Raw genomic sequence first — 21102 nt, forward strand, 5'->3', positions numbered from 1 at the left:
CCTGCCTGTGCAAGCTGCGTGTTAGATGAAACAAGCCATTCTCACCCTGCTCACCTTTGCGTTGCTCCTGTTGAACTCCTGCATTGATGGTGAAGAGGAGATCTTTCTGCATTCGGATGGCTCGGCCCGACTGAAAGCGGTCTACACCGTGCCGGTGTTGATTTTTTCAGATGAAGATGCGGCGGAGTTGGAGGCGATCATTGCGAAAGAAATCGGGGATGAGAAAGATCTCGAGTTGGTCACCAACACGGTGGCGAAGGTGAATGGTAAGCAGGTGATCACTATTGAGCTGAAAACGGATAACGTGGTCGATTTGGAAGGTTTGTTAGACGATCACGATGATCCGGGTGAAGGAGAGAGCGAGAGTAAATCCGATAAGATGCTACATGCTCTGGTGGGCAAGTTTGTGATCGAGCGCGAGGGGCTTCAGGCAGATATTCACAGGAAAGTCGACCTCGCACCGCTGTTGGAGCAATACATGGGAAAACGAGGTGTCTCCTTGCTCGGCGACTCCGAGTTCCGCTACACTATCCATTTCCCCCATGCCGTGGATTACAGCAATGCGCATGAGGTGCTCAACGAGGGCAAGACGCTGAAGTGGAGATACAAGCTGGCCGAGAGTAAAACCAAGCCGATTGAGCTGGTGATGGTGGCGACGGTGCCGCTGCCGTGGTGGCTCTACGCTGCGGCGGGTTCCGTGCTGGTGGTCTTGCTCCTGCTGCTGTGGTCCCTGATTCGCAGGCTCAGAGCTTGATCGGGGAGCTGTCGACGAAGGCTAGAGTCGCAGACAGAAAAAAACCTGCACCGAACGAACGGAGCAGGCTTTTGAAAAATATTTAAGTCAATTGGGGAAGTAATGACGAGTAACGGTCGGAAACCGTGACTGCGGGATTACTTCACGCCTTTTTTGCTCAGGCGAGTTCCCTTGGTAGCACCTTGACGGGCTTTGAACTTAGGGTTGCTCTTGCAGATCACGTAGAGCGTGCCTTTACGCTTCACCACCTGGCAATCAGTGTGGCGCTTTTTCATGGAGAGAAGTGAGGAAAGAACTTTCATGGTAGAGGTGGTGTTGGAAAACGGTTGACGCATCCGATTTTAAACCCTGATTTTCGGGCTGGGATGCAGGTCGGGGCGGGGAAAATACCCAGATTGGATACTGTGTAAAGCCTATTTCTGGGAAAATCCGGTTAAATTTCAATTGCAGTGACCGAGAGGACGCCCGGTGCGTCGGATAAGCTGGCGACGATTTCAGCGCTTGGGCTGGTGTCGAGCTCGATGACATTGAGGGCATTGCCTTCGGACTTGTTCCGTGCCAGCGAGAGGTTGGCAATGTTCAAGCCGGCGGAGCCGAGGGCACTACCGACAAGGCCAACGATGCCTGGGCGATCGTCATTGCGCACGATGAGGAAGTTCCCCTTGATGTTGGTATCGACGAACAGGTGATCGATTTCCACGATCCGTGGCGACTGACCGATGATGGTGCCGGCGACGCGGAATTTCTTACCATCCTTGCGCAGCTCGGCGACGATGAGTTCGGCGTATTCGGTCTGGGCGGTGATGGTGGACTCGACGGTTTCCAGCCCCATGTCGCGGGCGACTGCCGGTGAGTTCACGATGTTGACCTGGCCGTCCGGACGGGCGGCTTCAAGGTAACCGGTGAGCACAGTGCGGGAAATCAGGGATGTGTCCTTTTCCGCAAGTTCTCCGTGGTAGGAAACGCGGATGGAGTCCGGATTGGCTGGGCCGAGTTTGGCGAGGAACTTGCCGAGTGAGGTGGCGAGATCGAGGTAGCCGCCGATTTCGCTGAGTGCCGCGGCATCGAGCGATGGCATGTTGATCGCATTGCGGATCTCCCCGGTGGTGAGGAAGTCGCGCAGCTGCTCGGCCACTTGGATACCGACGTTTTCCTGAGCTTCATTGGTAGATGCTCCGAGGTGCGGCGTGAAGGAGACATGTTTTGGCAGGTTGAATAGCGGGTGGTCGGCTGATGGTGGCTCGTCTTCGTAAACGTCCAGTCCGCAGCCGGCGATGTGGCCGGATTCGATGGCGGCTTTCAGTGCGGCTTCATCGATGAGGCCACCGCGAGCGCAGTTGACCACCAAGGCTCCCTTGTTCATCAGGGCGAGGCGATCGGCGTTGATGATGTGCTTGGTGTCATCGGTCATTGGCACGTGCAGAGTCACCACGTCGGCGCCGGTGAGGGCTGCGTCAGGGCTCTCGGCGAGCTCGACCTTGAGTTGGTCGGCGCGGGCTTGAGTCAGGAAGGGGTCGTAGGCCACGACGGTCATGCCAAATGCTTGGGCGCGCTTGGCGAACTCTGCGCCGATGCGGCCCATGCCGATGACGGCGAGCCGCTTGTTGTTGATTTCGATCCCTTTGTAAGCCTTGCGTGCAGCAGGGAAGTCGCCAGCCAGCACTCCCGCGTGGGCGGGACCGATGTTGCGGGCTGCGGAGAGCATCAGGGTGAAGGCTAGCTCGGCGGTGGAGATGGTGTTCCCGGTGGGGGTGTTCATCACGATCACACCGTGGTTGGTAGCCGCATCACGATCGACGTTATCAACGCCGACACCAGCACGGCCGACGGCTTTCAGCTCGGTGGCGGCGGCCAGCACCTCGGCAGTGACCTTTGTCTGGGAGCGGATGATCAGGCCATGGTAGGATGGAATGATTTTCAGCAACTCCTCCGGGCTGAGGCCGGTGTTCACGTCCACCTCGATCTCCGGGTGGTTGCGAAGAAGATCTACACCGATGTCTGAAATAGGGTCTGAAACGAGAATGCGCTGCTTGGCCATGGCGTGCATTTACTGGCTGCACGGGGGATTGTCAAAGCGAAGGCGAGACATTTATGATAGATCTCTGTCAGTAGCAGGCTTTTCCATTTCCAAGACCATGAAGCGGGTTCCCAGCATCGCCGGGTGGGTCAAGGTCTGGAACTGGCGTAAAAGGTGGGGCGTCTCCGCAGTCAGTGTTTGTTCCAGTTCCAATAGCCACGACTTGGCGTGATGAGTCAGCCAGCTCGCCTGGGTGCTCAGGTTGAGCAGGTGAAATCCGGCGAGACGGGCTTCCTTTTCCAAGCGGGAAAAATCCACATGGCAGGTGATGTCAATCTCCCCGGGGCTGGCCAGTGGGTTGTCGGATTTCTGATGCTGGTGGTAGGTTTGCAGGGTGCCCTTACTGCGGTCCGGATGATAGTAGTCGTCCGCATGGTGGCCGTAATCGATGGTGATCAGCAGCCCACGCTCAAGCGTTTTCCCCGCGCTTTCGGCGAAGTCTCTGAGGCCGGGGTTGTATTCCGTGGTGTAGCCGTCCGGGTAGCCGTCCGGGTAGCCGTCCGGGTAGCTGGCTCGTTGGTCGAGCGAGTGGCAGAAGTCCGCCAAGGCTGGATCGCCGATAGCGGTTTCGATGAAGCTTAGGCCGTCGTCACCGTGATCCACCCGCAGCTCCTGCCATTGATCGTGGCGACGACGGATGAGGTCGACCGGAAAGGCGTCAATCAGTTCGTTGGAAAGAATGGCGCCGGTGACGTTTTGGATTTCCGAGAATGAGGACCGCGAGCTAAACTTGCCATCGAAGTCGGCCGCGAGCTTCTCCGCATGCTGGGTGCGAAGGCTGGGTGAGGTTTCGATCAGGTGGTAGTGCAGAGCCTGAAAAAAGTCGGGGCTGTTCTTGCGAGCTTCCGTCAAGAGATCGTGACACAGCGCGCCATCGTGAGCCCCTGGTTCGATGATGTGAAAGGCAGATGGTTTGCCAATTTTCGACCAATAATCCGCCAGTCTCCTTGCGAGGATCAGTCCGAAACAAGGGCCGATGCTGACGCTGGTGATGAAGTCGCCCTGCTTGCCCACACGCTGACTGGGTTGGGAATAGTAACCGCGAGTGGAGTCATAAAGTGCCGCCAGCATGAAATCGCGAAACCGCATTGGTCCGTGGGTCATGATCTGCTGACTCAGCGACTCAGCCAAGGGGGCGGTATCTGGAACTTCTTCACTGAAAGCGGGGGTTGCCATTGTCTTATTCTGAGAGTATGAGTTATGAAATCCCGAGGGTCGAGCCGCTGATTCGGTGCCCTCGAAGTCACATTCTATCATGGGTAAAATTCGATCCAGTCAAGGAGGAGCGCGAAGCGGTAACAGCAGAAAGGGCCGCAAGAGACGATTCTTCAAGCTCAAATGGCTGATGTATTTATTCATCCTCGGACTCATCTTGCTGGGCGTGGGGTATTTTGTTTTCCAGATTAAGACCCAACCGTTCAAAGACAAGGCGGCGGAGTATGACTTGAGCATGATCAACGATGTTGAGGTGGTCAGTCTGATTCTCGATCGCAAAGGTCGGGAGCTCGGTCGGATCTTTGTGGAAAACCGAGATGTCATCAGCATTAAGGATGTGCCGCAGACGATGGTGAACGCGCTGGTGTCCGGTGAGGATCAGCGGTTTTTTGAACACGACGGGGTCGATCGCCAAGGTGTGCTTCGTGCTGTTTGGCTCAACTTCAAGGCTGGTCGACAGACTCAGGGGGCGAGCACCTTGACCCAGCAGTTGGCGCGGAATGCATTTCACCTCAAAGAAGAAGCGGACGAGCAAGGCTGGAGTGGGATCGAACGGAAGGCCGTGGAAGCCTTCCTCGCTCAGCGGATCGAGAAGCGCTACAGCAAATCCGAAATTCTCGAGTTCTACCTGAACCGGGTGCCCTTTGGTAGTGGCTTCTACGGTATCCGGTCGGCCTCACTGGGGTATTTCGGCAAGGAGCCTCAAGACCTGACCGTTTCCGAATGCGCCTCGTTAGTGGGGTGTATTAAAAACCCCACCAAGATCTCTCCTTTGAATAATCTGGAGATGAACAAAAAAGCCAGGAACCAGGTTCTTAAGCGGATGGCTGCGGAGGGGTTCCTCTCGGACGGAGAGAGTGCTGAACTGCAGGAAAAGGAAGTGGTGATCAATCCCAAACCTCTCCAGCGAGGTGCCTCGCACTTGTATGAACGCATTGCTTCCGACGTGCGTAAGCGTCTGGGTGAGGATGCCATGACCCAAGGCGGTTTTACCATTCACACGACGATCGATCTGGATGTCCAGAAGGCCATGGAGGCGAGCTTGCTCAAGAGCCTAGCCACCGCGGAATCCGTGGAGGGCTACGATCATCCCAAGTATGAATCGTATCGTCGGGAAGACGGTAAGCCAGACTACCTGCAGGGGGCTGGACTGATGATGGATAACCGGAGTGGCGCCGTGATCGCCTACGTGGGAGGTCGGGACTTCACCCACAACCAATTTGACATCGTGCAGCTGGGCCGCAAACCCATTGGTACTGCCTTTTTCCCCTTCATTTATACGGCTGCGCTCGAGCAAAAGATGTCGGCCGCCTCGCTTCTTCTAGATGCCCCGATGAACAACCGTGCCATCATGCTGGATGGTCGCGAAGGTGTGCTGGGTGAGTGGGGGATGGAGATTCTTCATCCTCAGTATGAAGGCGAAATTACGATGCGCCGTGCCCTTGAGGTCTCGAAAATTGGAGCTTCGGTGAGGTTGGGGAAATCTCTCGGTCTGGGCACTGTGATGGAGACGGCTCGCAAGTTCGGGCTGACATTTCCAGAAACGAAATTGCTTACCCGGATGCTGGTGGGCACCGATCAATTTTCGCTGCCGGACATGGTGCGTGCCTACTCCGCCTTTCCCAACGGCGGTAGAACGACCAACCGGATGTTCATGATCGATCGCATTATCGACTCTTCAGGATCGGTGCGTTATCAGGCAAGTAAGCAGTCGGCGTCCGATCCAATCTTGGACGAGCAGACATCTTTTGTCATGCACAGCATGCTGCAAAGTTCGCTGAAAAGTAATTCAGGAGGAGAAGGGGCCCCCGTCTTGACTGACGATCCGTCGTTGGCGGGAAAAACCGGCACCACCTATGATTTTGCAGATAACTGGTATGTAGGCTACAACAGCCAAGTGACCTGCGCCGTCTGGGCTGGCTTCCTTCATGGTCGTCGCGATCCAATTTACCCCGGAGCATTCAGTCGGGAAACCGTGTTTCCTGTTTGGGCTGCGAGCATGAATGCCGCGGCGAGTGAGTTCCGGGGGCAAGCCATCGAAACTCCTGACGGATTGGTGAGTTTGGAAATCTGCAGGGCCTCCGGCTTGCGCAAAACGAAATACTGCCAAGAGTATAAACGCAATCCAGTCACGGGGAAAGAGACCTATGCCAGCACAGCTTTTCGCGAGTATTTCATCGAGGGCACGGCTCCATCCGGATACTGCGATGTTCACGGGGTGGTTGATGGCACCTTGGCGAAAAATTATGATTTCAGTGCCGATGGCACCAAGGCATCGACGTCACGCGCCATCCCCATCCAGCCCAAGGCTCCGTTGCTCTTGGGGAACGATCCCTATGGCACCGAGCAGCCGGATTTTGTTCCCAGAGATGCTGCGGCGGTCAGTCGTGGTGCCGGCATTGTGAACTTTGATCAGCTTGACGCCGAGGACAAGGATGCGGCGATTATTCTCGATCGTCCGCGCCGCGTCAGTATTCAGGAGGACTGATGACTGGTAAAGGCTTCGCATAGCGCGCTGCCTACAGGAAATCAGGTCAACTGCTGGCTTGCACTTTCAGGCACGCTGGAACATCGTTTTTTCCGTGCCGAATGCTACCCCAAAGAAAAGGACCTGGGCGGCCTGTGCCTGCCCTGTTTGCCGATTTGTTTTTCGCATACCGAAGAATCACCCCGGTGCGGGTGTCGTTTGTCCTGCCTGCCACTATCTTTTGAACATCCCCAAGGGGAAAACCACGCAGGTGCCTTCGAAGCAGGCGTCACACGCCACTCTACCACCAGCGCCTCGATCAGAACGGAAAGAAGGATCCATTCCCGCGAAGCCAATGGGGCAGGGGGATGTCGTGGCAACCGGATCCACGGTTGAGACTTCACAAGGTGCCTCCGATGAGCCACCAAAGGTCACGAAAGCACCGACCGATAGTCAGGAACCGCGTTCTTCAGGGCGCCGCCGTGTGCGCCAAGGTGGCCCCGCAACTGAAAGCAAACCGAACTGGGAGCAGGGTTCGGGTAAAAGCAGTAGCGAGTCAGAGGGTGACAAACCGGTGATGTGGATTGTTGGTGGATCGCTGTTAGGACTCAATGTTGTGGCCGTGGGAGCTTGGCTGATGTTTGGAAATAACGACAAAACCCCGACCTCCGTCGCAGACCCAAGCGAAGAATGGCAGCCCGCCGTGAGCGCGCTGGTTCCGGAGGAAAAGGATGAGCTCAGTGAGGAGGAGAAAAAGGAGAAGCAAGAAATTCAAAAGAACCTCGATCGTGGCAACGACGTGCTCGCCCAAGCGGATGAGGTGGTGAAGAAGTTTCTCAACGTCACCAAGGTGGAAGATTTCGAGTCGGTGGTTAGGCACCCCGAGGTCACCATGCCCAAGATCAAAGCCTGGTATGAAAAACATCCCTTGGAGCCCACACCAGTGAAACAGGTCGGCTACGGCGGTCGCGTCACCGTGAAAGGGAATATGGCCTCGCTGGCCCTACAAATGGAAGACTACACCATCCGACAAGTCGCCATGGTCAAGGGAGACGACGGTTATCGGGTCGATTGGGAAAGCTGGGTGGCTTGGACCGAGATGCCTTGGGACGAACTCTTCGAGAAGCGCCCGGTTGAGCCTCAGACGGTCTTCGTGCGCTGCTCGCTGGATACCTATTACAATCGCTATTTCAGAGACGATAGCAAATGGGTCGCAATCAAGATGACCAACCCTGGATCTGATCGAACCCTCTACGGCTACGCCGACCGCGATGACCCCACCTTGATGCGCTTGCTGGCGGATGTCGGTGGCCATTCCTCGGCCGCGGTCTTGAAAATTCGTTATCCTGAAGAGGCCGTGGCCGGAGACCAGGTCATCATCACCGAGCACGTGTTAAACGGCTGGGTGGCCCCTGAAGACACCGAACCGGAAGAGTGAACGAAGCAAAATTTATGAGCGACTACCAAGGACGGGACACTCCGTCTACCTACGATAAAGCCCTGCGGATCAACCTGGATGCTGAGAAATACGGCACCTTTGCGGAGATTGGAGCCGGCCAAGAGGTGGGCAACTGGTTCTTTCGCGTTTCGGCCTCCGCTGGCACAGTGGCCAAGACTATTTCAGCTTATGACATGACCATGAGCGATGCCATCTACGGCAAAGCCAAGCGTTATGTGTCCCGTCAGCGTGTGGCGTCGATGCTGAAATATGAATACGATCTGCTGGTCGAGCGCCTCTCGGCCGGTCGCGGCGATAACACCACCTTTTTCTCCTTTTGCAACACCGTGCGCGCCCGGGGCTACCAAGACACCGGCGAGTGTCACGGCTGGCTGGGGATTCGGCTGCAGCTTCGTCCCAATACCGATGCCTGTCAGATCCTGATTCACGTCAGATTGCTGGACGACGAGAATGTCGACCAAATGGAGGCGCTTGGCATCATCGGGGTGAACCTGCTGTATGCCGCGTTCTATTACCGGGAGAACTTGGTGAACTTTACCGAGTCGCTGATGGACGGGCTGACCAAGGAGCGAGTGGAAGTGGATATGCTCAAGTTCAGTGGCAAGGGGTTTGAGATGATCGATAACCGTCTCTGCCACCTGCAGCTGGTGCGCAGCGGCCTCACCGATGCGGCGATGTTTCTCCCGGACGGCGAGGTGGTGCCACCGGCGGAGGCGCTGTATCGCAAACCTTTGATTCTACTGCGTGGCAGTTTTGAGCCGGTGACCAACCTGCACATGGACATGCTCAAGCAGACGCGTGAGGTCTTTCAACAGAACCTGCCCGAAGATCAGCGCGATGCCACCATCGAGCTCTGTGAGATTTCCATGAATAACCTGCTGCGTGAAGGGGAGGTGGATCACCTCGCCTTCATCGATCGCGCCGACGCCCTGCAAGCTCTGGGGAAAACGGTGCTGATCTCACGCTGCCCGGAGTTCCATCGCATTGCCAGCTACCTGAGCCGATACACCACCAGTCCGATTGGCATTGTGCTGAGCATCGGTCTGTTGAATGAATTGTTTAAGGAAAAGTGGTCGGAGAACCTTGCCGGCGGGATTTTGGAGTCGTTTGGGCGCTTGTTCAAAAACGAGCTGTCGCTCTACGTCTACCCGTGGAAAAACCGCAAGACCAAGGATTTGGTGACGGCCGAGAATTTCCAGACTCCGGAGAACCTCAGTCACCTCTACACCTACTTCCGCGAGCAGGGGCTGATTCATCCGATCCCTTGCGGCGAGGACCGACTGCTCGATTTCACCGGGCGCGATATTCAGAGAATGATTGCCGAGGGCGATGAAACATGGAAGTCTCTCGTGCCGGAACAGGCTCGATTAGCGGCATTGCATCGCTAGCGGAAGCTTGCACCATTGAAACAATCACGATAATCAAGTTCTGTGTCCTGGGGAGATGTTAGAGGTCTGCTGCAATACGTTCCGCAATTTCGCGGGAAGGTATTTGTCATCCTTGTCGATGCACCGGTGACCGCCCTAGCGGAAACGATGCTGGATCTACTCTCCTTGCAAAACATCGGGGTGCAGCTGGTCATCGGCAGCACCGTGCACAGCACTGATGATCTGCTCGATCGTGCCGCCGAGGTGGAGTTGAAATACAGCCAGGCGGTGTATTCCGGTGGCGACTCCAGTGTGGAGGCTATCGGCGAAGCGCTCGCCGCCCTGCAGCGAGGTCAGGCGGTCGTGGCTGATTTCCATGGTTCCGACGCATTCAGCCCATCCGTGGCGCAATTTGCGGTGGCCATTGATGCCCGCAAGTTGGTTCTGCTGCACCCGGCCGACAGCATGCCGGCGCAAGGCGCCATCCGGGCCGCAGGTGTGAACGATTCCGAAAGCCCATTGATCCTCGCCGCTGCCAAGATTTGTGACTCCGGAGTCCCCCGGGTGCATATCCTCGATGGCAGCCTGCCTGCGGTCTTGCTCGATGAGCTTTTCTCCAATGAGGGGGTGGGCACCATGGTTTATGCCGATAGCTACCGGGTAGTTCGTCCGCTGCGGGAGGACGACATCGTCGAGCTGCTGGGAATGATCAGCCGCTCGGTGCGCAACTCCACGTTGGTTCCGCGGGGCTACAGCGATATTTTAGCCAATATCTCCGATTACTCAGTGATGGATATCGATGGCAACGTGGTAGGCAGCGTGGCACTGCATCACTATGAGGGGGCGGATATGGCGGAAGTGGCCTGCCTTTACGTCAAACAGGCCCACGAGGGACTCGGTTACGGGATCGAACTGGTCCGCCATGCCGAACAACAGGCGCAGCAGGCAGGTGCCGCCTCGGTCTTCGCCTTGACCAACCGGGCGGCAAAATTTTTCCAACAATTGGACTACCGCGAGCTGCCGGCCGATCAGATCCCGGCCAACCGTCATGAGCAGCTGCTTGCCAGCGGGCGCGACTCGCGGGTGTTCGCCAAGGTGGTGTCGACGCCCTAGGCCACCGCATTCACGGCCAGGCCGCAACGATGACGATGCCACCGACCAGCGAAACGCCAAAGGCCGTGCAGAGCGGTTGGATGAGCTGCTTTGGTCCCAGTAGGATGGCGATGCCGGCCTTGAACACGAGGTTGGCCATGCCGCCGATCAGAATAGACCTCCAGCCGGTGGCGGCGTCCAATTTCCCCTCGGCGACCAGCTGCGCGGACGATAGCGTGATGGCATCCATGTCGGTGAGTCCGGAAATGGCTGCAACAATGTAGACGCCCTGGTTGCCCAGGTGGTCGTTGGCGGCGGCTACTCCGATCAAAACCACGGCATAAAGCAGGCCGAAGACCACTGCCGCAGGAAGGTCGGACGGTGGTTTGTGCTGGGATTCCGGTTGTCGCTGCTTGCGTGTGCGCCAAAAAACGGCCGCGGAAACCAGCGCCATCCACAGCATCATCGCAATGATCGGATAAACAAGTTTCTGCCAATGGCTGGAAGCCACCAGGCCGATCTCAAACAGCACGCGGGCGAACACAATGGTCGAGGCAATCATGATCACGCAGGTCACCAATCCGGCGGGGATGCCTTCCTCGGACTTGGCCCGACGGGAAAAGGAGACCGTGGTGGCGGTGCTGGAGATCAAGCCGCCCAGCAGTCCGGCGGCGAGGGTTCCTTTTTTTGCCCCCATGAACTTGGAAACAAAATATGCCAGCAACGAGAGGCCCACGATCAGCACCACCATCATCCAGATCTTGAATGGATTGATTGCGGCGTAAGGGCCGTAGCTCTCGTTGGGTAGAAGCGGCAAGATCACCAGGCTGAGCAGGGTGAGTTTGGCGATCGCCTGCAGGTCAGCCATGCTGAGGTTTTTGGAAAATCGATGCAGCGGTCGTTTCGCCTGCAGCAAAAGCATGCAGCAGCCGGTCAATAGGATAGCAATCGGTTCTTGGCCGACTTTTAAGGTGGCGCCAATGATGAAGGCGAGCAGGCAAGCGATCTCGGTGGTGAAGCCGGGACCGTCTTCCCGCTCCGGATGCACGGAGCTGGCGACCAACATCGCAGCGACAGCTCCCAGGGCGATGGCCATCGACCAGCTGCCGAGCGCCGCCGATGCCGCACCGAGCAGGGTGATGAGAGGGAAGGTGCGGATGCCGGCAATGTGGCCCTTGATCGCTTCGCGCTGCAGACCCAGGAGCAATCCTAGCGCAAGCGCCAGGAGGTATGGTTGGAGTTCAGTCCATGCAATCATCTGAGTTGAAAGAGTGACTGGTCAATCTATCACAGCTTTTCCGGTAGATCGACGGCTTTCTGGGCGGCGCGGGCACAAAAAAAGCGCCGACTCGTTTGAGTCGGCGCTTGGAAATGAGATGAGTGGTTAAGAACGATTACTTGTTCTTCTCTTCCTCACGCTTCTTGACCTCGGCGATGACCTCGTCGGCCACGTTCTTAGGACATGCAGCGTAGTGGGAGAACTCCATGGAGAACTGGCCACGACCGGATGTCATGGTGCGAAGGTCACCGATGTAGCCGAACATGTCGCTCAGTGGAGCATCGGCTTTCACGCGGATGCCGGTAGGTGTGCGGTCCTGCTCCTTGATCATACCGCGGCGGCGGTTGAGATCGCCGATGACGTCACCCACGTTGTCTTCTGGAGTGAAGACGTCGAGCTTCATGATCGGCTCGAGGAGTGTTGGTCCGGCTTTCGGGATGGACTGACGGTAAGCGGCCTTGGCGGCAATTTCGAAGGCAATGGCGGAGGAGTCAACGGCGTGCTGAGCACCGTCAACCAGAGTCACCTTGAAGTTCAAGCAGGGGAAGCCGGCGAGAACACCTTTGTCCTTGGACATTTTGAAGCCTTTTTCAATCGCAGGCCAGAATTCCTTCGGCACATTACCACCGACAACTTTGGATTCGAATTCGAAATCGACACCTTCTTCCGGGTCAAGTGGCTCGATGATGTAATCAATCTTACCATACTGACCGGAACCACCGGACTGCTTCTTGTGGGTGTAGCTGTCTTCGATGCGCTTGGTGATGGTCTCGCGGTAGGCAACCTGTGGTTTACCCACTTCGACTTCCACCTTGTGGGTGCGCTTGAGGATGTCCACCTTAATGTCGAGGTGAAGCTCGCCCATGCCCTTGAGGATGGTTTCGCCGGAGTCCTGATCGGTCTCAACGATGAAGGTAGGATCTTCTTTCACCATCTTGCCGATGGCTGTGCCGAGCTTCTCAGCATTGGCCTTGTCCTTGGCTGCCACAGCGATGGAGATCACTGGATCCGGGAACACCATTGGCTCGAGAGTGGCTGGGTGGTCTTTGTCACAGAGAGTGTGACCGGTCTGGACGTTCTTCAGTCCGACCAGGGCGACGATGTCACCGGCCTGTGCGCCGTCCAGCTCGATACGGTCGTCAGCGGACATCTCAACGATGCGGCCGACACGTTCGGTCTTGCCGGTGAAGGTGTTCAGCACGGTGGCACCTTTCTCAAGTTTTCCGGAGTAAATACGGGTGAAGGTCAGGGCGCCATACTGGTCATCCATGATCTTGAATGCGAGCGCACGGAGCGGGCCGTCCGGGGTGACGGTGGCGAACTCGCCGGTCTCGTTACCTTCGGGGTCAACCTCTGGCTGAGCGGGAACTTCGGTAGGGGAAGGGAGGTAGTCGACCACGGCGTCGAGCACCAGCTGCACACCTTTGTTTTTGAAAGCGGATCCACAGTAAGTTGGGAAGAAGGCCAGCTCGATGGTGCCCTTGCGGATGCACTTCTTGAGGTCTTCGATGCTTGGCTCGTTACCGTCGAGGTATTCCATCATCATCTCATCGTCCTGCTCCACGGCAGTTTCGATGAGTTCGGCACGGTATTTCTCCACGTCGTCGACCATGTCGGCTGGGACGTCTTGGATTTCGTAGTTCTCAGGCTGACCGGAGTCATCCCAGACCCAGGCTTTGCGGGTGAGAAGGTCAACCACGCCGGTCATGTTGTCCTCGATGCCGATTGGCAGGACCATGACGAGCGGCTTGGCTGCGAGCACGTTTTTGATTTGGTCGACTACGCGGTAGAAGCTGGCACCTGTGCGGTCGAGCTTGTTGACGAAGATAATACGGGCAACCTTGGATTCGTTTGCGTAGCGCCAGTTGGTCTCGGATTGAGGCTCAACACCACCAGATCCACAGAACACGCCGATACCACCGTCGAGAACTTTGAGCGAACGGTAAACTTCCACAGTGAAGTCAACGTGACCGGGAGTATCGATGACGTTGAAGCGGAACTTGTCTTTGGCCCACTGATTGCTGCTGCCACCCCAGAAGCAACTGACAGCGGCGGACTGAATAGTGATACCGCGCTCGGCTTCCTGCTCCATGAAATCGGTGGTAGCTTCACCATCGTGAACTTCGCCGATTTTGTGGGATTTACCTGTGAGCTTGAGGATGCGTTCCGTGGTCGTGGTTTTACCAGCGTCCACGTGGGCGAAAATACCGATGTTTCTGTAGAGAGAAAGGTCTGACATTGCTTTGTGTTCTTAGTTGTTTGGGTGGCATCCGAAATTTCGGCTGCTAAAAAGGTGGTGCCGAACGATCGTAACGGCGGCGTGTAACTAGCGGATTATGAACATTTGGCAACCTTAGATTGAAAAATATGGCATTTTTATGCTATTTTTTATGGACAAGGATGAGTTCTCCATCTACTTCGTCCCGCGCCGCGGCAACTACGCCGTGAGCGAGATTGAATGGCAGGGTAGCTCAGGGGTAGAGCAGAGGACTCATAAGCCTTTTGTCGGGAGTTCGAATCTCCCCCCTGCTACCAATCTCTCCCTCGCTTCTTTTAAATACGTGAGGAGGCCCTGACTCTGACCCGGCGATTATGCCGGACTTTTTGTTTCGGCTCTGGTAAGTGTCAGAGAGTCGGTGGTCACGCAAATGGCGCCGGTTTTTATTCGGCTTAACGACCGTTCTGATTGCTTTGGGTAAAAAATATCGAAAAAAATCCAAATACGTCTTGCCAGACGGGGTTTGATTTGTATATTCGCCGCCCCCCGAAGTGGCCTCGGGGTAAAAATAGGCCGCAAAACAACGAAGAAAGCTGCAGGAAAGCAGTTAAACTATCGGGTAGCTCCGGATAAGAGGCGGTTTTCGAGGTCACTTAATATACCTCGTGCCTCTTGGGCGCACCTCGGTGGTTTTTATGATTTCCCACCCGCTGGATTCACTTTCAGGATCGTTTAGCGATTCGACAAACCCAGCCGAATTTTCAAACAAAACAACTCAGACGATATCTCTCTGATACTTTAACCAAAACCAAAGCAGGAATATGCCTACCATCAACCAGCTCGTCCGCAAGGGACGCAAAACACCGGTGACCAAATCAAAGTCACGCGCACTGAACAACTGCCCGCAACGTCGTGGCGTTTGTCTTCAGGTTATGACCCGCACACCTAAGAAGCCTAACTCCGCTCTTCGTAAAGTGGCCAAGGTTCGCCTGACCAACGGCCAGGAAGTGATCGCCTACATCGGTGGTGAAGGTCACAACCTCCAGGAGCACTCCATCGTTCTGGTCCGTGGTGGCCGAGTGAAGGATTTGCCAGGTGTTCGTTACCACATCGTTCGTGGTGCCCTTGATACCCTGGGTGTCGATAAGCGTGGTCAGTCCCGCTCCAAATACGGAACTAAGCGTCCGAAGAAGTAATTTTTTCAACTTAACTTTAACTATATAATACCATGGCTCGCCGCAAAAGAGTTTACAATCGCCCTGAAACACGGGATCCCCGCTACGATAGTCCCGTAGTCGGAAAGCTGATCAGCAAGGTAATGCGTGACGGAAAGCGTTCTGTTTCCGAGCGTATCGTCTATTCTGCTATCGATAAGGCTAACGAAGGAACTGACACCATCGATCCGCTCGAGGTGGTCACCCGTGCCCTTGAAAATGCCAAGCCACGCGTAGAGGTGAAAAGCCGTCGTGTGGGTGGCGCTACTTACCAGGTGCCTCTGGAAGTGGACGCAGGTCGTTCCGAGTCCCTCGCAATGCGTTGGCTCGTGACCTTCGCTCGAAATAAGAAGGGCACACCAATGCACGTCGCTCTCGCTAACGAGATCAAAGACGCTGCCAACAACCAGGGCAATGCCGTTCGCAAACGCGACGACATGCACAAAATGGCCCAGGCAAACCGCGCATTCGCTCACTTCCGCTGGTAACAGTCAACCGTCAGCGGTTTTTTTACGCACCCATTCAACACCTCATCTGTCATGTCTGAGAATCCCAATCATCCCAAGCGCCCATATCCTCTGGAGCGTACGCGGAATATTGGGATTGCTGCGCACATTGACGCCGGTAAGACCACGCTCACCGAGCGTATTCTGTTCTACACCGGAATGATCCACCGGATCGGTGAGGTGCACGATGGTGCTACCGTGACGGACCACATGGAGCAGGAGCGCGAGCGGGGGATTACCATTACCTCCGCCGCTGTCACCTGTGAGTGGATCCAGAAGAAGAACGACGGTGTCTTTAAGCTCTTTGAAAACCAGAAAGAGCGCATTAACATCATCGATACTCCCGGTCACGTTGATTTCACCGCCGAGGTCGAGCGTTCGCTCCGTGTCCTCGATGGTGCGATTGTGGTCTTCTGCGGTGTGGCTGGAGTTCAGCCGCAGACAGAGACCGTTTGGCGCCAGGCCGACAAGTATCAGGTGCCTCGCATCGTCTTTGTCAATAAGATGGACCGCACCGGGGCCGACTTCGAAAGCGTCTTTGCCGACGTGAAGGCGAAGTTCGGTGTCAATGCTGTCCGTATCCTCATTCCGATCGGCTCCGAAGAAAATCTTCAGGGCCAGATCGATGTCGTCAACATGAAGGCCGTCATCTACAAGGATGACGACACCATGGGCTCCACCTTCGATATCAACGATCTCGAAGGTGATCTCCTCGCTGAAGCCGAATCGGCTCGTGAGGAACTCGTTTCCATCCTCTGCGACTGTGACGAGCAGCTCGGTGAGAAATTCCTCATGGAGGAAGAGATCACCTCAGCCGACATCAAAGCCGCCCTTCGCCGCGCTACCATCGCCAATGCGGTGGTTCCGGTTGCTGGCGGTTCCGCTTTTAAAAACAAGGGGGTTCAGTTCTTGGTCGACGCTGTTGTCGACTACCTGCCAAGCCCGCTCGACATTCCTGCTGCCGTTGGTCACGAACCTGGTGACGAAGAGGTGGAGGTGCTCGCCAAGACCGACGATAACGAACCGTTCTGTTCCCTCGCATTCAAGCTATGGGCAGACAAATATGTCGGTAAGCTCGTTTTCTTCCGCGTTTATTCTGGCACCGTCTCCAAAGGGGACATGGCCTACAATCCACGCACCCGCAAGAAGGAGCGCATCGGTCGTCTGATCAAAATGCACGCCGACAAGCACGAGGACATCGAGACCTGTTATGCGGGTGATATCGCCGCCATCGTCGGACTGAAAAGTGTCCAGACCGGCGACACCATCTGTGAGCAAAAGTTCGACATCATGCTCGAACCACCACTTTTCCCAGAGCCCGTCATTTCCATGGCTGTCGAACCCAAAACTGTGGTCGACCAGGAAAAGATGTCCATCGCTCTCGCTCGTCTTTCCGAGGAAGATCCTACCTTCTTGGTGAAGACCGACGAAGAAACCGGCCAAACCATCATCTCCGGCATGGGTGAGCTTCACCTCGAAGTCATCGTCGATCGGATGATGCGCGAGTTCAAAGTGGCTTGCGGTGTCGGTAAACCACAAATCGCCTACCGCGAAACCATCACCCAGCCACACGGCGGTGAAGGCAAGCTGGTCAAGCAGTCCGGCGGCAAAGGCCAATACGGCCACGTTGTGCTCGACGTCGCTCCCGGCGAAAAAGGCAAAGGTCTTACCATCGATAACCAAGTTGTCGGCGGTGCCATTCCTAAAGAATTTATGAATGCCGTCTTCTCCGGTGTTCGCGAAGCCATGACCAATGGCGTCATCGCTGGCTACCCAGTCGTCGATGTCCACGTCAACGTCACCGATGGCTCCTACCACGATGTCGACTCCAACGAGAACGCGTTCAAAATGGCAGCTATCTTCGCCATGAAAGACGCATTCCGCCAGGCCGGCCCCATCCTCCTTGAACCCGTCATGGACGTTGAGGTGGTCACTCCTGAAGAATATCAGGGCGACATCATGGGCGATCTCAACCGTCGCCGCGGTCAGATCCAGGAGATCGAAAACAAACCTTTGCATGCTGTGCTTAAGTGCAACGTGCCTCTCGCAGAGATGTTCGGCTACTCCACCGCCGTTCGCACTCTTTCCAGTGGTCGCGCCGACTACACCATGAAACCAGCCAGCTTTGAGCAAGTCCCACAAAACGTTGTGGATGAGCTCACCAACGACTACGCATACGCCAGTTAATTTAAACCAACCTACCTCTGTAACTCTAACAAACATCCGCCATGCAACAGCAGAAAATCAGAATCCGCCTCCGTGCTTACGATCACCGCGCTATCGATAAATCCGCTCTGGAAATCGTCGAGACCGCTAAACGCACAGGAGCCAAAGTCGCCGGTCCTATCCCATTGCCTACCCGCATTGAGAAGTTCAGCGTTAACCGTTCGGTCAACCAAGACAAAAAGTCAGCCGAGCAGTTCGAAATCCGTACTCACAAGCGTATGCTGGACATCGTTGATCCAACTGCACGCACCGTGGACGAGCTCAAGAAGCTCAACCTTCCTGCTGGTGTAGACATCGCCATCCGCATCTGACCTGTCACCGCGGAATCCATTACGAATCACAAATTATAATTACTAATCCCAAAATACCATGGCACTAGGACTACTAGGAAAAAAAGTCGGTATGACTCGCATCTTCGATGCCGAGGCTGGCACATCCATCCCTGTCACCGTCATCGACGTAGCTGGCAATGAATTTCTCCAAGTCAAAACTACCGAGACAGACGGCTACTCCGCTGTTCAAGTTGGTTATGACGATCAAAAAGAGTTCCGTCTGAATCTCCCTCAGCGCGGACACTTCGGCAAACACAGCGTCGCTGCTAAGAAGCTCGTCAAAGAGTTCCGTTTCGACAGCGATGCCGACATCCCTAACACCGAGGAAGCCCACCCAGGCGCCGAGCTCTTTGAAGCTGGCCAGTGGGTTGACGTTCTCGGAACCACCAAGGGTAAAGGTTTCCAGGGTGTAGTGAAGCGTTACAACTTCGCCGGACAGCCTGACTCACACGGTCACATGATGCACCGTCGTCCTGGTGGCGTGGGTGCAGGCACATGGCCTGGTCGTATCTGGAAGAACAAGAAGATGCCCGGTCGTCACGGTGTCTACAACCGCACTGTCCAGAATCTCAAAGTCGTTCAGGTCCGTCCCGAAGACAACATCGTTCTCGTCTCAGGTGCCGTTCCCGGTCACAAAGGCGCTTACGTCACCATCCGTCCAGCCGTTAAGAAAACAGCGAAGTAGAGTCCATCTACTCACACTAACCATTATCTACTGAGAAAATGTCTAAAACACTCTCTATCAAAGATGCGCAAGCAGCAAACATCAATGTGATCGAAGGTCACAAGGGTGACCAGGCTGTGCACGATCTCATCACCGCTTACCGCGCTAATCGCCGCAGCGGCACCGCTTGCACCAAGACCCGTGGTGAAGTCAAGGGCTCCAACAAGAAGCTCTGGAAACAAAAAGGCACCGGCCGCGCCCGTGCTGGCACCACCAAAAACCCAGTTTGGCGTGGTGGTGGTATCGTTTTCGGTCCCCGTCCTCGCGACTACTCCAAAACCGTCAACAAGAACGTCCGTCGCCTCGCTCTGCGCAAGGTCCTCGGTGACTTGATCGCTGCTGAAAACGTGATCTCTGTCGATAGCTTCTCCATCGCTGACGGCAAAACCAAGTCCTTCGTTGCTGCTGTCAAAGGTTACTCCGAAGCCCGTAACGTGGTTGTTGTCGCTGAAAAGTTCGACGACAAAACCTACCTCGCCGGTCGCAACGTGCCAAACGTTCTGCTGATCACCGCATCTGAGATGAACATCGAGCAGCTTCTGCGTGCCGATACCGTCATCATCGTTGAAGACGCATACGAAACCCTTGCTCGCCGCACCGCTTAATCGCCTCCGGCCTCACATCTAACTAATTTTCATCACCATGAAAGATATCTACCAGGTCATCGACACCGTTCTCATCAGCGAAAAAGCGACCCTTCTTCAGGAGGAGAACAACGAATACGTGTTCAAAGTCGACCGCAACGCCAACAAACTTGAAATCAAGCGTGCTATCGAGCAGCTCTTCGGCAAAAAAGTCGAGACTGTCCGCACCATGAACTGCAGTGGCAAGAAAAAGCGCGAGCGTCGTTCCGATGCTGGCCGCACCGCCAACTGGAAAAAAGCCATCGTCCGTCTGAAAGAGGGCGAGACACTTGATCTCGTCTAATCCCGTCAGACCGACACCTCAATTTCACAACGCTGAAAAACGATAACATCGAACCCAATAGCGAACCATGCCTCTGAAAAAATTCAAACCAGTGACACCTTCGAACCGCTACAAAGAGTGGCCAAGTTACGAAGAGATCACCAAAACAACCCCTGAAAAGAGCCTTACGCGTCCCCTCAAAAAGAGCGGTGGCCGTAACAACCAGGGCCGTATCACCTGTCGCCACAAAGGTGGTGGTCACAAACGCAAATACCGTCTCGTTGACTTCAAACGCAACAAGCAAGACGTGCCAGCAACCGTGATCAGCATCGAGTATGATCCCAACCGCACATGCCGCATTGCCCTCATTCAATACGAGGACGGTGTGAAAAGCTACATCCTCGCCCCTGTCGGCCTGGAAGTGGGTGCAACCGTGATCTCCAGCAACAGCGCCGCGCCAAAACCTGGCAACGCCATGACGCTGAACAACGTGCCACTGGGAACTGCCATTCACAACATCGAGATGAGCCCCGGCACCGGTGGTAAGATCGCTCGTTCCGCTGGTCAGCAAGCCGTCCTTTCCAACCGTGAGGAAGGTGGCCACGCCTTGGTCAAAATGCCATCCGGCGAAATTCGTAAGTTCAACGGCAACTGCCTCTGCACCATCGGTCAGGTCGGTAACCGTGACCACATGAACGAAGTTTCCGGAAAAGCAGGCCGCAGCCGCTGGAAGGGCATTCGTCCTACCGTCCGCGGTATGTGCATGAACCCCGTCGATCACCCCAACGGTGGTGGTGAGGGTAAATCCAAGTCCGGTGGTGGTCGTCAGCACCTCACCTCTCCTTGGGGTCACACCAAAGGTCAGAAGACTCGCAAGAAATACAAGCCGAGTAACAAGTTCATCGTGTCCCGCCGCAAGAAGAAGTAGTAGCGCGAACCATCCATTACTAATCATCAATCATTAATTAACAATGCCACGCTCACTCAAAAAAGGCCCATTTGTTGATCAGAAGCTTCTCGCTAAGATCGACGCCGCTGAAGCCAGCAAGGACAAAAAGCCCATCAAAACATGGAGCCGCAAGTCCGTCATTACTCCTGACTTCGTAGGTCACACCTTCCACGTCCACAACGGCAAGTCATTCGTGACCGTCTACGTGAACGAGAACATGGTCGGCCACAAGCTCGGTGAATTCTCACCAACACGTATCTTCAAGGCACACGGCGGTATCGGTAAGCGCTAATCCGCTTTTCTGAACACACCGTCCA

19 protein-coding genes and 1 tRNA gene are annotated in these 21102 nt (G+C 55.5%); 15 read left to right on the forward strand and 5 right to left on the reverse strand.

Annotation, left to right across the window (positions count from 1 at the left end; genetic code table 11):
- Positions 1-25 precede the first annotated feature (25 nt).
- On the forward strand, positions 26-754 hold the full coding sequence (locus JO972_RS14155; RefSeq protein WP_309490725.1) for a hypothetical protein: 729 nt from the start codon (positions 26-28) through the stop codon (positions 752-754).
- Between the two features lie 137 nt (positions 755-891).
- Here JO972_RS14155 and ykgO read toward each other — a convergent pair whose 3' ends face one another.
- The 3 genes from ykgO to JO972_RS14170 all read right to left on the reverse strand — a co-directional run bounded on the left by ykgO (position 892) and on the right by JO972_RS14170 (position 4007).
- Positions 892-1056, reverse strand: coding sequence for a type B 50S ribosomal protein L36 (gene ykgO / locus JO972_RS14160; protein WP_309490726.1), 165 nt, complete (start codon positions 1054-1056; stop codon positions 892-894).
- A 131-nt stretch (positions 1057-1187) separates the two neighbouring features.
- Entirely contained in the window at positions 1188-2792 is a 1605-nt protein-coding gene (gene serA / locus JO972_RS14165) for a phosphoglycerate dehydrogenase (RefSeq protein WP_309490727.1), read from the reverse strand.
- Between the two features lie 51 nt (positions 2793-2843).
- On the reverse strand, positions 2844-4007 hold the full coding sequence (locus JO972_RS14170; protein WP_309490728.1) for a class I SAM-dependent methyltransferase: 1164 nt from the start codon (positions 4005-4007) through the stop codon (positions 2844-2846).
- A gap of 79 nt (positions 4008-4086) precedes the next feature.
- Here JO972_RS14170 and JO972_RS14175 point away from each other — a divergent pair, with 79 nt between their 5' ends.
- The 4 genes from JO972_RS14175 (at position 4087) to JO972_RS14190 (ending at position 10452) form a co-directional block, all read left to right on the forward strand.
- The gene (locus tag JO972_RS14175) at positions 4087-6534 is read left to right on the forward strand and encodes a transglycosylase domain-containing protein (protein WP_309490729.1); all 2448 of its coding nucleotides are present in this window, start codon (positions 4087-4089) and stop codon (positions 6532-6534) included.
- A gap of 352 nt (positions 6535-6886) precedes the next feature.
- Positions 6887-7951: a hypothetical protein gene (locus tag JO972_RS14180; RefSeq protein ID WP_309490730.1), complete on the forward strand. Its 1065-nt coding sequence runs from the start codon at positions 6887-6889 to the stop codon at positions 7949-7951.
- A 14-nt stretch (positions 7952-7965) separates the two neighbouring features.
- On the forward strand, positions 7966-9360 hold the full coding sequence (locus JO972_RS14185) for a TonB-dependent receptor (protein WP_309490731.1): 1395 nt from the start codon (positions 7966-7968) through the stop codon (positions 9358-9360).
- A 42-nt stretch (positions 9361-9402) separates the two neighbouring features.
- Entirely contained in the window at positions 9403-10452 is a 1050-nt protein-coding gene (locus JO972_RS14190; protein ID WP_309490732.1) for a GNAT family N-acetyltransferase, read from the forward strand.
- A gap of 10 nt (positions 10453-10462) precedes the next feature.
- Here JO972_RS14190 and JO972_RS14195 read toward each other — a convergent pair whose 3' ends face one another.
- Complete coding sequence (locus JO972_RS14195) at positions 10463-11689, reverse strand: MgtC/SapB family protein (protein ID WP_309490733.1); 1227 nt, start codon at positions 11687-11689, stop codon at positions 10463-10465.
- A 136-nt stretch (positions 11690-11825) separates the two neighbouring features.
- On the reverse strand, positions 11826-13949 hold the full coding sequence (fusA, locus tag JO972_RS14200; protein ID WP_309490734.1) for an elongation factor G: 2124 nt from the start codon (positions 13947-13949) through the stop codon (positions 11826-11828).
- 221 nt (positions 13950-14170) lie between these two features.
- On the opposite strand from fusA (JO972_RS14200), the gene JO972_RS14205 reads away from it, so the two are divergent.
- The 10 genes from JO972_RS14205 (at position 14171) to rpsS (ending at position 21077) form a co-directional block, all read left to right on the forward strand.
- Positions 14171-14245, forward strand: a tRNA-Met gene (locus JO972_RS14205).
- Between the two features lie 504 nt (positions 14246-14749).
- Complete coding sequence (gene rpsL / locus JO972_RS14210; protein ID WP_309490735.1) at positions 14750-15124, forward strand: 30S ribosomal protein S12; 375 nt, start codon at positions 14750-14752, stop codon at positions 15122-15124.
- A gap of 32 nt (positions 15125-15156) precedes the next feature.
- A complete protein-coding gene (gene rpsG, locus JO972_RS14215) occupies positions 15157-15630 on the forward strand; it encodes a 30S ribosomal protein S7 (RefSeq protein ID WP_309490736.1) in 474 nt (157 codons plus the stop codon).
- A gap of 51 nt (positions 15631-15681) precedes the next feature.
- Positions 15682-17835, forward strand: coding sequence for an elongation factor G (gene fusA / locus JO972_RS14220; protein ID WP_309490737.1), 2154 nt, complete (start codon positions 15682-15684; stop codon positions 17833-17835).
- Between the two features lie 41 nt (positions 17836-17876).
- Positions 17877-18185, forward strand: coding sequence for a 30S ribosomal protein S10 (rpsJ, locus tag JO972_RS14225; protein WP_309490738.1), 309 nt, complete (start codon positions 17877-17879; stop codon positions 18183-18185).
- 58 nt (positions 18186-18243) lie between these two features.
- Positions 18244-18891 (forward strand): 50S ribosomal protein L3, encoded by a 648-nt coding sequence (gene rplC / locus JO972_RS14230; RefSeq protein WP_309490739.1) that lies wholly within the window; start codon positions 18244-18246, stop codon positions 18889-18891.
- Positions 18892-18929: 38 nt separating this feature from the next.
- Positions 18930-19535 carry a 50S ribosomal protein L4 gene (gene rplD / locus JO972_RS14235; protein WP_309490740.1) on the forward strand — a complete coding sequence of 202 codons (606 nt, stop codon included), beginning with the start codon at positions 18930-18932 and terminating at the stop codon, positions 19533-19535.
- Between the two features lie 37 nt (positions 19536-19572).
- Complete coding sequence (gene rplW / locus JO972_RS14240; protein WP_309490742.1) at positions 19573-19857, forward strand: 50S ribosomal protein L23; 285 nt, start codon at positions 19573-19575, stop codon at positions 19855-19857.
- Positions 19858-19924: 67 nt separating this feature from the next.
- Positions 19925-20764, forward strand: coding sequence for a 50S ribosomal protein L2 (gene rplB, locus JO972_RS14245; protein WP_309490743.1), 840 nt, complete (start codon positions 19925-19927; stop codon positions 20762-20764).
- Between the two features lie 43 nt (positions 20765-20807).
- Positions 20808-21077 (forward strand): 30S ribosomal protein S19, encoded by a 270-nt coding sequence (gene rpsS / locus JO972_RS14250; RefSeq protein ID WP_309490744.1) that lies wholly within the window; start codon positions 20808-20810, stop codon positions 21075-21077.
- Positions 21078-21102: the final 25 nt, after the last annotated feature.

The organism is Oceaniferula flava (assembly GCF_016811075.1).
Classification (GTDB): Bacteria; Verrucomicrobiota; Verrucomicrobiia; order Verrucomicrobiales; family Akkermansiaceae; genus Oceaniferula; species Oceaniferula flava.